This window comes from Rathayibacter sp. Leaf296 (assembly GCF_001423045.1).
Taxonomy (GTDB): Bacteria; Actinomycetota; Actinomycetes; order Actinomycetales; family Microbacteriaceae; genus Rathayibacter; species Rathayibacter caricis.
Map to the genome: position 1 here is coordinate 173,284 of NZ_LMNR01000003.1, position 12,327 is coordinate 185,610.

Here is a 12,327-nt window from a genome sequence, read left to right on the forward strand (position 1 = left end):
GAACCGTCGAGACAGCCCGCTCTGACTGGTTCCCTCGACGGTTCGGGGTTCCCCCGGCAGCGACGACCTACGCCGGCGCGCCGATCGTCGAGTCCTCGTAGTCCTCGGTGAGGCCGTGCGGCGTCTTCTCCCACTTGTGCGGGCTGAACACGATCTGCCAGGCCGCGCGCCAGGCCGAGATCGAGTGCAGCACCCAGTAGACGGGGTTCAGCAGCGCGAACGCCGCGACCCGCCAGTTGTAGCGCTTCCAGGCCGCGAGACCCGAGACCACGATCATCAGCGCGTTCGAGAACAGCATGTTCGTCGTCCCGGCGATGATCAGCCACTCCGGGATGTCGAGCCCGATGAACTGCACCCCGATGTAGGTGATGACCGTGAAGCCCAGCACCAGCGGGTAGAGCAGGAACGCGACGGGCGTGCCCATGATCAGCGCCACGAGGCTCAGCGAGCCGAGGATCCCGTTCACGCGGAACCAGCGGATCGGGTGCCGCGTGTTCACGCCGGCGGTCATCATGTAGCCCTTGATCCAGCGGGTGCGCTGCTTGATCCACGCGGGGACCTCGGCGCACGCCTCCTCCCACGTGTTGGAGTCGACGACTCCCACGCGGTAGCCGTGCGCGGCCACGCGCAGCCCGAGGTCCGCGTCCTCGGTCACGTTGTAGGGATCCCACGCGCCGAGCTCGCGCAGCACGCGGGTGTCGAAGTGGTTCGACGTGCCGCCGAGCGGGATCGGCAGGTGCGACTGGTCCAGGCCCGGCAGCATCGCTCCGAACCAGTGCGCGTACTCGACCGCGAACATCCGGGTGAGCACGTTGTAGTCGGCGTTGAAGTAGCTCAGCGCGCCCTGGAGGCACACGAGCTGCTTCTGCGACGGATCGACGTGCTCGCGCTCGAAGGCGTCCTCGCGGAACAGCCGCACGCACTTGCGCAGCTGGTCGGGGTCGGGCCGGTCCTCGGCGTCGTAGATCACGACGAACTCGCCGCGGGCGAAGCTGAGGCCGTAGTTGCAGGCGCGGGGCTTGGTCTGCGGGCCGCCCGGCGGCACGATCACCATGCGGACGTACTCCGGCGGGCTCATCCGGCGCACGGCCGAGATGGTCTCGTCGTCGTCGGCCTCGAGCAGCACGAGCACCTCGAGCTTGGCCTTGGGGTAGTCGAGGGCGCCGATGTTCACCAGCAGCTTGCTGATGATGTTCGCCTCTTTGTAGGCGGGGATGAGGATCGTGTAGATCGGCAGCTCGTCGTCGGTCATGCGCGGAGGCTCGACCACGAGACCGCGGCGGCCGCGCTCGATCGCGACCTCCTCCTCCCACGCCTTCACCGAGCTCTGGTTGAGCGGTGCACGCAGGCCGGCCAGCGCCTTGAAGGCGATGTTCATCAGGAACAGCAGGTTCGCTCCGGCGAGCACGATCACGAAGGTGATGCTGGGCGCCAGCACCGCGCCCGCGACCACCAGGGCAGCCACGACGAGCGGAGTGACGACCTGCCAGCGGCGCAGCCCCGACTTGGCCGACTCGTCGCCGCTCTGCACCGCGAGCGCGTCGGCCGCGCCGAACAGCAGCGCGGCCCGGCACGCGTTCTCGACCGCCATGAAGATGTCCCAGTCGGTGGTGGTGCGCACCTCGATCCGCTCGACGCCCATCAGCGCGCGGGCGGTCGCGAGGACCTCGTCGGTCGGCGGGACGGACGTGGCGATCACTCCGGTGCCGTCGGGCAGCACCCGCCAGGGCACCCAGCCCGCCTCGACGAGGTTGGGCGCGCCGATGCCGGCGAGCACGACACCCTCCGGCGGCTCCTCGACCAGGTCGATCAGCGGCGCGTCCCACTGCTCGGCGAGGGCGCCGTACATCTCGCGCCGGGTGACGGCCCCGTCGATGACGAGGTGCCGCCCGATCAGCCCGCCCTCGCGGGCCTGACGGGCCAGAGCCGCGTCGAGCTGCTCCGGAGTGATGAGTCCGCGGTCGACGAGGATCTCCCCGACGCGCGCCGTGACAGCGGCCATGGTCAGCCTCCCAGCCGTTCGTAGACGACGTAGATGCCCTGCTGGAACACCGGGCGGTAGCGGGTGTCGAAGGACGGATCGCTCGTGATCGCGTCGTAGACGAGGTCGGCGACGCCGGTCTCGGACAGCTCGGGGGCGTCGGCGGTGGTGACGAAGACCCACTTCGCGTGCGTGTACGGGGCCGCGAGGGCCTCGTCGAACAGCTCGCCCGCCGAGCGGTTGAAGTACTCCGCGATCGGCACCCCGATCTCGGGCAGCAGCGCGTTGCCGGCGGCGCTCTCGTCCATCAGGATCCCGCCGCCGTCGTAGTTCTCGCCGAGGAACCGGGCCGCGGCGGTCGCTCCGGTGCCCGCCTTGATCTCGACGTAGCCGGTCGCCTCGGCGATCACGGCGTTGCGGTCGAGGTCCTGCGCCCACCAGGCGGTCTGCGCGCCGAGCAGCACGAGCACAAGGCCCAGAGCGCCGACCCCGACGCGAGGGAGGCGGCGCAGCGCGTCGACGAGCACGGCCGCGAGCACCGCGAGGAACGGCAGCACCGACAGCGCGTAGCGGTTGTTCCACCAGTTGGTCGGGAAGGTCTGGTCGTTGTTCATGTGCGTCTGGCCGAGGTAGAGGCTCAGGAGCGAGAAGGCGTACGAGACGATCATCAGCCAGATCACGAGGGCGTCGTCCGAGATCCCTCGGCGCCAGGCCAGCACGAGCGCGCCCGCGAGGCCCAGGGCCACCGTCAGCAGACCCGAGGTCTCGAGCACCGCCCAGTTGTACGACCAGAGTGTCAGGCCCGCGTTGCCCTGGTAGGCGAGCAGCCCCGCATCCGCGACCGCCTTCTGCAGGTTCGCCGCCGAGTACTGACCGTTCATGAACTCGAGCGGGTTGCTGTAGACGGCGTAGTTGTAGACCAGCCACCAGAGGATCGCGATCAGCGGCAGGATCCCGAAGGCGCAGGCCATCTTGACGGCGTAGAACAGCGACCTCTTCTTGCGCCAGGCGACGATCAGCACGACGAGCGTGCCGCCGAACACGAGCACCCAGCCCTCGTAGCGCGAGAGCGTGGCGGCCGCGGCGGGCAGTCCCGAGAACACCATCATCTCGCCGGCGCTGAGGTTGCGGCGGCTGGTCACCCAGTGCGCGAGACCCGAGAAGCAGCCGACCATCGTGACGATGAGCACCGGCTCCGTCATCGCGGTCGAGAACGCGTAGAGCACGCCCGGGTTCGCGAGCACGAGCAGCACGGCGGTGAGGCGGCCGGCGCGGAGGTGCCCCACGCGCGCCGAGATCCGGTAGACGCCGCAGGCGGTTCCGGCCAGGCAGATCATGCCCAGCAGCCCCGCCGCCCAGCCGGTGTGCCAGAGCCAGAGCGACTGCACGAACGGGATGAGGATCAGGCTCGGCACCGGCAGCCACACGGTGCCCAGCTGCGAGAACCCGGGCGCCTTCGAGTCGAAGATGCGCCGCGAGATCGAGAGGTGGCTCTGCGTGTCGGCGTAGGCGAGGTTGATCCCGGAGGAGGTCGTCACCAGGCACGCCGCGAATCCGACGATCAGCGCCGCGACGAGCACGACGACGGTGCCGGGGACCTGGCGGCCCGTGACGGGCTGCCCGAGGCGGTCCCACGCCTCCCGCCACCACCTGCGGGCGGCGGGCGCGGCGGGCTGCGCCGCCTGCTCCGTCAGCGTGCTCGTCATGGGCGGATCAGTCGGCGGAGGGGGTGCGCGGGACCTCGGCGGCGTGCTGGCCGTGCGTCGGCTCCTCCGCCGCGCGCTCCTGCGCGTCGACGTAGGCGGCGACCTTGCGGCTGCGGCGACGGCGGGCGAGCCAGCCGAGCAGGATCAGCAGTCCGATGACGACCGCCGCGACCAGGAACCAGATCGCGTACGACGAGTAGTCGTCCTTGACCTCCTCCTGCGGCGTGATCTCGTTGCTGTCGATCGCGACGGGGTCGGCGGCCGTCGATCCCGAGACCGCCAGGTTGCCGGGCAGCGCGAGCCAGCCCTCCTCGGCCGCCCAGCCGGCGACCGAGGCCTGCAGGGCGGAGGAGGCGGTCGGGTCGCCGTCGGGGCTCCAGCCGCCGAGCAGCACCACGTCGCGGCCGTCGGTGGTGAAGGCCTCGAGCGCCGCGTAGGGAGCGTCGGTGCCGACGCCGTAGGTCAGGCGCGCGCTCTCGATCGCGGTGAAGGGGGCGAGGCGCAGCGGCGTGCGCAGCTCCTCCGCCTCGTCGGTGCCCGCGCCGACGACCAGGCCGGAGCGGTCGGAGCCGACGAAGTCGTCGATCCCGACGACCGACACGGCGAGGGGGTCGGGCTGCACGCGCTGCAGGGCCGTGACCAGGTCGCCCGCGCTGCGCAGCGCATCCGCTCCGGTCGCGGACTCGCCGAACGCCACCGCGAGCTCGCCGCCGAAGGCCTGGGGGAAGCGGCCGAAGCCGGGAGCCGCGGACTCGCCGCGGACGCCGGTCACGGTCGAGCCGGCGCCGTCGAGGAAGAGCTCGATCGGCACGGAGTCGGCCGAGCCGATGCAGAGGCCGTCGCTCTCGCGCACGGCCGAGAGCCGCACCGACAGGCCGTTCGAGGACGCGAGCTGGCCGGTCGGGACCGAGAGTTCCATGTCGACGGCGGTCTCGGCGCCGAGCACGCTCGAGCCGATCAGGAAGTCGTTCCAGTAGACGTTCGCGGTGGCGGTGACGCCCTCGGGGATCGCGGAGTGGGTGCCGACCAGATCGAGGTCGATCGCGGAGACCGGGCCGCCGAACGCCGACTGGGTGATGGTCGTGTAGCTCACGGCGGTGCCGCCGCTGCCCAGCGCCACGCGGTCGGCGCCGAAGTCGGCGAGGGTGTGCTCGAGCGAGCCCGACGGGATCACCTTCTGGGCGAGGCCCGTGGTGGTCGCGCTCGACGCGAGGCCCGCGTACTCGCTGCCGAGGGCAGCTCCGGCGGCGGCGAGGTCCGCCGAGGCGCCGCTGACCGTGAGGACCGGCGTCCCGCCCTCGTCGCTGATCGACGTGACGACGTCGCCGTCGGTCGCCTCGAAGCGCACGATGCGGTGCTGCGCGGCATCGGAGTCGGCGATGCCCTCGGTCGCGCCGTCCTCGGCGACCGTGATCGCGACACCCGAGGAGGGATAGCGGACTGCAAGAGAGCCGGCTGCCGAGAGCCCCGCGGCGCGGAGGGCGTCGTCGGCGCCTCCGGGCACGACGATCGCGACGGCGGTGACGGTGTCGGCGAAGAAGTCGCCGACGGTCGTGGGGGCGGCGGGGATGCCCTCGGTGACGACCCCGAGGCCCGAGACGATCAGCGAGCGGCCCTGCACCTCGCAGAGCGCGCCGGTGGATCCGGTGGCCCCGGTCAGCTGGAAGCCGATCGCGAGCACGCCGTCGACGACGTCGGCCTGCCCCACCGGGATGTCGAGGGTCGACGCGGTGGCCGCGTCGAGCGTCAGCACGGTGCGCCCGGAGACGACGACCGCGAGCGAGCCGGTGAGCGGCTCCTGCGCCTCGAGAGCGCCGAGGACGCGGGTGGGAGTGACGCCGTCGGCGATCGGGAGGGTCAGGTACTGCAGCGGCGCACCCGCGGTGACCGTGAGGGCCGCGTCGGTCGCGGCGGCCTGCACGACGGCTCCGGTCACCGGATCGACGAAGTCGGCGGCCGCCGCGGTCGACGCGGTTCCGAGGGCGAGGGCCACGGCGAGCGCCGGGGCGACGGTGGAAACGAGCACGCGACGGCGCAGGGGGGAGGAGGAGAGCATCTGGGGTCGACGGTCCGATCGGCATTCGGGAGCCCGGAACGCCCCGGGTTCGAGGATGGAGAGTCGAACGGTCGTGCTCTGGCCTCGGCGAGTGCCGTGGAGACGGCTGTCTAACGGCCCGTTCTGGGGTCAGTCTAGGGAGGTGACGGGAGCCGATCCGAGGTCGTCGCGGTACGGTGCCGCCCCCCGTCAGAGTGGCACGACAGGGGCTCGCGGGCAGTGCATGCTGGGCACGCGGGCGCGGATCGCATGCCGACGAAGACTCGTGCGCATCGGCCCCCCTACGGAGGTTGCGCGGTCGTGCCCCGCGGCTCGACGGTGAGCCATGCCCCTTCTCACCGCCGTGACCGCCGAGATCACCCGCCGCGGTCTCTTCTCCGCACCCCTCGGCACGACCCTCATGACCGCCTCCCCCTCCGACCCCGTCCTCCACTCCGAGATCGCCGCGCCGTACGGCGTCGCCGGACTCGACGCCGACGCCCTCGTCCCCCTCGCGCAGCTGCCGGAGTCGGTGCGCACGTCCTCCGGTGAGCGCCCGGTCGCCAAGGGCGAGCTGGTCTACAACGTGCAGGACTACGGAGCGACCGGCGACGGCACGACCGACGATCTCCCCGCCATCGACGCCGCGATCGACGCGGCGGTCGCCACCTACGGCGGAGTCGTCTACTTCCCCCGCGGCATCTACCGCATCGCCGGATCGATCGGCCGCGCGAGCGGACTCGCGAGCATCGCCTTCCGCGGCGCCGGGGAGCTGTCGACCCGCATCCGCTCGCTCACGGACGCGCCCGTGGTCACCGGCGCGTTCTCGGCCTGCCGTTTCGACAACCTCATCCTCGACGCGAACGGCCTCGGCTCGCCGTGCATCTCGGCGCACCTCGACAAGACGGTGCTCGACTCGCTGCAGCTCTACGGCTGGACCGGCTACGGCATGCGCCTGAACGACGGCACCTTCGGCGACCTGGGGCTGCTCAACCGCATCCAGCGCTGCAGCATCGACCAGTGCACGGGCATCGGCATCTGGGCGAGCTACCGGATGATCGACTCCTGGATCGTCGAGAACAACATCGGCGCCAGCTACGCCGACATCTCGGTCGAGGGCGGCCCGCTCCGGATCCTCGGCAACCACCTCGACGGCTCGCCGCAGATCAACATCGAGCTGCGCGGCAACCGCCGCATCACCATCGCGAACAACATCATGGAGGGCGCGCGCAAGCAGTCGCTCGTCTACACGATGCCGCCGTGGCTGACGGAGGATCTGGCGCAGATCCAGATCGTGGGCAACGCGATCAGCAACGGAGGCAAGGCCGCGGCGAACACCTACGCCGCCATCTCGATCCTCGGAGTGTCGCCGACCGCCCGCACGGCGGGCTTCTCGATCACCGGCAACATCTTCGCCTGCGAGGACGCGGGCGCCGGCTGGACGCACTGCGTGGAGGCGCTGAACGCGCGCGCCGTGTCGGTGCTGGGCAACCAGTGGGCGACGGGGCACATGAACGCCAAGCCGGTGCGCGCCGTGGGCAGCACGGCGTACGAGGTGATCGGGAACCACGGCGACAACGCGGTGAAGACGACGTGAGTGCGCTGCAGAACCTCGGCTGAGAGTGGGGGATGACGGCTGACAGCGGTCATCCCCCCTTCTCAGCTGAGGTTCTGCCGGTCACCGCCAGGCGAGGGCCGACCGATCGGCCCAGTAGCCCCCCGGATCCTGCGCCGGCAGCCCCTCGGGGAGCGGCGCGGGGCGGGTGCGCAGGTTCTCGCGCAGCTGCGTCGAGGTCACCGCCCCGCTGAGCACGACGTCGGCCCACGGCTGCGCCAGTGCCGCTCCGAGCGCGAGCTCCTCGGGGATCCCCGCGAGCCGCCGCACCGCCTCCGGAGCGCGGCCTCCGACGAGCCGCCCGTTCGCGAGCGCCTCCTTCACCACGACGAGCACGCCGGCGTCGTGCGCCTCGGCGAGCGCCGACCCGGCCGAGCGCTCGAGCAGGTTCCACGTCGTCTGCACCGCGGTGAACGGCGACTCCGGGATCGCCCGGGCGAGCGCGATCGTGCGCGCCTGCTCCGGCCCGCTCGTCGACAGCCCCACCCGCACGCCCGAGGCCGCGAGGCGGCGCAGCCGGTCGAGCAGCACCCGGTCGGTCAGCGCCGGGCTGTCGGGAGTGATCGAGTGCACGAGGTAGCGGTCGGGAGCGGAGCCCAGCGCCTCGAGCGTTGCCGACCACTGCCGCTCGAACATGCCGACCGAGTGCTCCTTGCGCTCGTGCACCGGCGCGTCCATCGCCCAGGCCCCGAGGTACTCGTAGCCCCACTTCGACTCGACCGTCAGCTCGGCGCGGCGCTCCGGATGCTCGGCGAGCCAGCTCCCGAGGAACTCCTCGGCCCGCCCGTAGGAGCGGGCGACGTCGACGAAGCGGACTCCCTCGGCCCACGCGACATCGAGCAGCTCGTGGGTGCGGGCGCGGAGGGCGTCGACGCTGCGGTCCTCGGGCGGCCCGAGGTCGCCGTCGCGGCCCGCGGTGATGTACGCCGGCCGGCCGACGGCGGCGAGGCCGAGTCCGACGCGCGCGGTGGTGGTTGCCATGGTGACCGTTCCGTCCGGGGAGGGGGTGCCTCCACCGTAGACGCGAGCACGGCGGCTCTCAGCTCCTCTCGCGCCACTCCGCCACCGAGAGCGCGTACAGGACGGAGTCGTCCGACTCCGAGGAACGGCGCAGCCCCAGCAGCTCCATCGCCTTCACCGAGGCGCGATTGCGCGGATCCGCCCGTCCGAGGACCCGGTCGGCCTGCAGCGACTCGAAGACCACGTACAGCAGCGCCCGTCCGGCCTCGAGCGAGTAGCCGAGGCCGGCGGTCTCCGGATGCAGGAACACGCCGAGCTCGCACCCGTCCTCCCGCCGCACGATCACCGCGTCCCCGATGAGCCGTCCCGTCGCGAGCTCCTCCAGGCCGTAGAAGCGCCGGTTCCCGTTCGCGGCGAGGCCCCACTCCGGAGCCCGCTCCGCGAACCACGCCGAGTACTCGCCCTGGGCGAGCGGCGGGTGGCGCAGGAACCGCGAGGCGCGGGCGTCGCTCCGGTACGCCGTGACCGCCTCGTCGTCGTCCTGCCGGAGCGGGCGCAGCAGGAGCCGCTCCGTCCTGTGCTCGTCCCGGGCGTCCATCCGCCCAGAGTAGGAGGACGGACGCGCGAGAATCGGGGGATGAGCGCCCGACCCGCACTGATCGAGACGCTCGAGCGGCATCAGGTGATGGTGTACCTGCTGACCGTCGGCGCGGCCCTCGGCGCGGGTCTGCTGCTCCCCGGAGCCGCGCGGCTCGACGCCGCGATCACTCCGGTGCTCGCGCTGCTGCTGTTCGCGACGTTCCTCGGGGTGCCGTTCGCCTCGGTGCTCGGGGCGTTCCGCGACGGCCGGTTCCTCGCGGCGGTGCTGGTGCTGAACTTCGTCGCCGTGCCCGCGGTCGTCTTCGTGCTGACGCGGCCGATCGCGGGTGAGCGGGCGCTGCTGATCGGGGTGCTGCTGGTGCTGCTCACACCCTGCATCGACTACGTGATCGTGTTCAGCGGGATGGCCGGAGGGGCGTCGGCACGTCTGCTCGCCGCGGCGCCGCTCCTGATGCTCGCGCAGATCCTCCTGCTGCCCCTCTCCCTCCTCCTGTTCCTCGGGCCCGGCGCGGGAGAGGCGGTCGAGATCGGTCCGTTCGCCGAGGCGTTCGCGGTGCTGATCGTGCTGCCGCTCGCTGCGGCCGCCGGGCTTCAGGCCCTCGCCGCGCGCACGGCGATCGGTCGGCGGATCGAGGGTGTCGTGCTCGCCTCGATGGTGCCGCTGATGGTCGCGACGCTGGCCGTGGTGGTCGCCTCGCAGGCCGGCGTGGTCGGCGGGGCACTGCCGCAGCTGGGGCTGCTCGTCGTGCTCTACGCCGCGTTCGCGGTCGTGATGACGCTGATCGGCGCGGGAGCCGGCCGTCTCGCGCGGCTGGACGCGCCCGCCCGGCGCGCGCTGCTGTTCAGCGGCGTCACCCGCAACTCCCTCGTGGTGCTGCCGCTCGCGCTGGCGCTGCCCGCGCCGCTGGACCTCGCGCCCGTCGTCGTCGTCACGCAGACGCTGGTCGAGCTGGTCGCGATGGTGCTGCTGGTGCGGTTCGTCCCCCGGCTGATCCCGGAGCGGCACGCGGAGGAGTGACGCCCCGGCGCGCGCGGGAGGATCCCGCGCCGTGCGGCCGACTGTCAACCTCCGTCCCTTCTGCGAGCGCCCGTCCTAGCGTCGAAGGCGAGGACGCCCCCACGTCCTCGCGCCGGTTCCCGCCTGCTCCGGCGCGAGCAGCCAGCATCGGAGTATCCCGTGGCCCAGACCAGCACCCGGCGCGCGCAGACCGCGCCCGATCCCGACGACTCCCGCAAGCCCGACGACCCCACCGACGTCACCGAGCGCTCCTGGGGCTACGTCCTGAAGAAGACGCTGCGCGAGTTCGGCGCCGACCAGTGCACCGACCTCGCGGCGGCGCTGACCTACTACGCCGTCCTCGCCCTGTTCCCCGGCCTGCTGGCCGTGGTGTCGATCCTGGGCCTCTTCGGCCAGGCCGAGCAGACCACCGACACCGTGCTCGAGATCCTCGGCGGCTTCGCCTCGCAGGACGTGCTCGACACGATCCGCGGCCCAGTGCAGGAGCTCACCTCCTCCCCCGCCGCCGGTCTCGCCTTCGTCACCGGTCTCGTCGGAGCGCTCTGGGCCGCCTCGGGCTACGTCGGCGCGTTCGGCCGCGCCATGAACCGCGTCTACGAGATCGACGAGGGGCGCCCGATCTGGAGGCTGCGCCCGACGATGCTCGGCGTCACCCTCTTCTCGGTCGTGCTGCTCGTGATCGCCGGGCTCCTCCTGGTGCTCAGCGGACCGGTCGCCGAGGCGATCGGCGGGGCCATCGGACTCGGCGACGCCGCACTGACGGTGTGGAGCATCGCGAAGTGGCCGGTGCTGATCGCGATCATGATCGTGATCATCGCCGTGCTCTACCACTGGTCGCCGAACGTGAAGCAGCCGAAGTTCCGCTGGACGAGCCTCGGCTCGATCCTCGCCCTCGTCATCTGGGCGCTGGCCTCGGCCGGATTCGCGTTCTACGTCGCCAACTTCGGCAACTACAACAAGACGTACGGCGCGCTCGGTGGTGTGATCGTCTTCCTCCTCTGGATCTGGATCACCAACCTGGCACTGCTCTTCGGCGCCGAGTTCGACGCCGAGCTCGAGCGCGGCCGCCAGCTCCAGGCGGGCATCGAGGCGGAGGAGCACATCCAGCTCCCGCCGCGCGACACCCGCAAGAGCGAGAAGCAGGCCGAGAAGCACGCCGAGGACGTCGCGGACGGCCGGAAGCTGCGCGAGACCGCGGGGCGCGAGACCGCCGACCGCGACTGAGCGGAGCCGCCGAGCGAGCGGGGGCCTCGACGCACCGCGCCTCCCGCTCGCGTAGCGTCGGACGGTGACCTCGCCCGACCGCCGCAGCCTCGACCGCAGGATCCTGCGCCTCGCGGTGCCCGCGCTGGGCTCCCTGGTCGCCGAGCCGCTGTTCCTCCTCACCGACTCGGCCCTCGTCGGGCACCTGGGCGCGGTGCCCCTCGCCGGCCTCGCGCTCGGCGCCGCGGTGCTGCAGACGATCGTCGGTCTGATGGTGTTCCTCGCCTACAGCACCACTCCGCTGGTCGGCCGCGCGCTCGGCGAGGGCGACGAGCGGAGGGCCGTCGCGGCCGGCATCGACGGCGGCTGGCTCGCGCTGGCGCTGGGCGCGGTGCTCGCGGTCGCCGGCGCCGTCACCGCGCCACTCGTCATCGGGCTTTTCGGAGCGGAGGCGGCGGTCACCGAGGCCGGCGTCCGCTACCTCGCCGTCAGCATGGCCGGGATCCCCGCCATGCTCGGGATCTTCGCCCTCACCGGACTGCTGCGCGGCTTCCAGGACACCCGCACGCCCCTCGTGATCGCGGTGGCCGGATTCGCGCTCAACGCCGGCCTGAACGCGGTGCTGATCTACCCGGCCGGCCTGGGGATAACCGGGTCGGCGCTGGGGACGGTGATCGCCCAGTGGGCGATGCTCGGCGCGTACGCGGTCATCGCCGTGCGGCTGGCGCGACGCGTCGGGGCGCCGCTGCGCCCGCACCTCGGCGGCGTCCTGGGCTCCGCCGGGTCGGGCGGCTGGATGCTGCTGCGCACCGCGAGTCTGCGCGCGGCGATCCTGCTCGCCGTCGCGATCGCCGGCTCGCTCGGGGCGGAGGAGCTCGGCGCGTTCCAGGTGGCGATGACGCTCTTCGGAGCGGTCGCCTTCGCCCTGGACGCCCTCGCCATCGCCGCGCAGGCGCTGCTCGGCCGGCTGCTCGGCGCAGGGGACCGCGCGCAGGCCCGCGCCGTCACGAAACGGTGCGTGACCTGGGGAATCGGGGCGGGGATCGTCCTCGGCGCGCTCGTCGCGGGGCTCAGCGGCGTGCTGCCGTTCGCGTTCTCGAGCGATGCGGAGGTGCTGCGCCTGCTGCCCGCGCTGATCGCGATCGTCGGCATCACGGCTCCGCTCGGGGGCTACGTGTTCGTGCTCGACGGGGTGCTGATCGGAGCCGG

The 12,327-nt window shown here is 72.3% G+C and carries 9 protein-coding genes; 4 read left to right on the forward strand and 5 right to left on the reverse strand.

The features are described from left to right. Positions 1–67: 67 nt before the first annotated feature. From ASF46_RS17285 to ASF46_RS17295, 3 genes are read right to left on the reverse strand one after another with little or no spacing between them, the layout of a single operon-like run. Positions 68–2,002 (reverse strand): glycosyltransferase, encoded by a 1,935-nt coding sequence (locus tag ASF46_RS17285; RefSeq protein WP_056868787.1) that lies wholly within the window; start codon positions 2,000–2,002, stop codon positions 68–70. A 2-nt stretch (positions 2,003–2,004) separates the two neighbouring features. After that, complete coding sequence (locus tag ASF46_RS17290; protein WP_056868788.1) at positions 2,005–3,687, reverse strand: ArnT family glycosyltransferase; 1,683 nt, start codon at positions 3,685–3,687, stop codon at positions 2,005–2,007. A gap of 7 nt (positions 3,688–3,694) precedes the next feature. Further along, a complete protein-coding gene (locus tag ASF46_RS17295) occupies positions 3,695–5,743 on the reverse strand; it encodes a hypothetical protein (RefSeq protein ID WP_056868789.1) in 2,049 nt (682 codons plus the stop codon). Between the two features lie 325 nt (positions 5,744–6,068). On the opposite strand from ASF46_RS17295, the gene ASF46_RS17300 reads away from it, so the two are divergent. Then, positions 6,069–7,319 carry a glycosyl hydrolase family 28-related protein gene (locus ASF46_RS17300; RefSeq protein WP_056868790.1) on the forward strand — a complete coding sequence of 417 codons (1,251 nt, stop codon included), beginning with the start codon at positions 6,069–6,071 and terminating at the stop codon, positions 7,317–7,319. An 81-nt stretch (positions 7,320–7,400) separates the two neighbouring features. Here ASF46_RS17300 and ASF46_RS17305 read toward each other — a convergent pair whose 3' ends face one another. Together ASF46_RS17305 and ASF46_RS17310 are read right to left on the reverse strand one after the other, a co-directional pair. Then, complete coding sequence (locus ASF46_RS17305; protein WP_056868791.1) at positions 7,401–8,318, reverse strand: aldo/keto reductase; 918 nt, start codon at positions 8,316–8,318, stop codon at positions 7,401–7,403. Positions 8,319–8,376: 58 nt separating this feature from the next. Further along, complete coding sequence (locus ASF46_RS17310; protein ID WP_056868792.1) at positions 8,377–8,895, reverse strand: GNAT family N-acetyltransferase; 519 nt, start codon at positions 8,893–8,895, stop codon at positions 8,377–8,379. 39 nt (positions 8,896–8,934) lie between these two features. Here ASF46_RS17310 and ASF46_RS17315 point away from each other — a divergent pair, with 39 nt between their 5' ends. The 3 genes from ASF46_RS17315 to ASF46_RS17325 form a co-directional block, all read left to right on the forward strand. Next, on the forward strand, positions 8,935–9,915 hold the full coding sequence (locus ASF46_RS17315; protein ID WP_056868793.1) for an arsenic resistance protein: 981 nt from the start codon (positions 8,935–8,937) through the stop codon (positions 9,913–9,915). Between the two features lie 159 nt (positions 9,916–10,074). Continuing rightward, positions 10,075–11,139, forward strand: coding sequence for a YihY/virulence factor BrkB family protein (locus ASF46_RS17320; protein WP_056868794.1), 1,065 nt, complete (start codon positions 10,075–10,077; stop codon positions 11,137–11,139). A 64-nt stretch (positions 11,140–11,203) separates the two neighbouring features. Continuing rightward, positions 11,204–12,327 (forward strand): MATE family efflux transporter (locus ASF46_RS17325; RefSeq protein WP_082485643.1); only part of this gene is annotated, 1,124 nt, incomplete at its 3' end.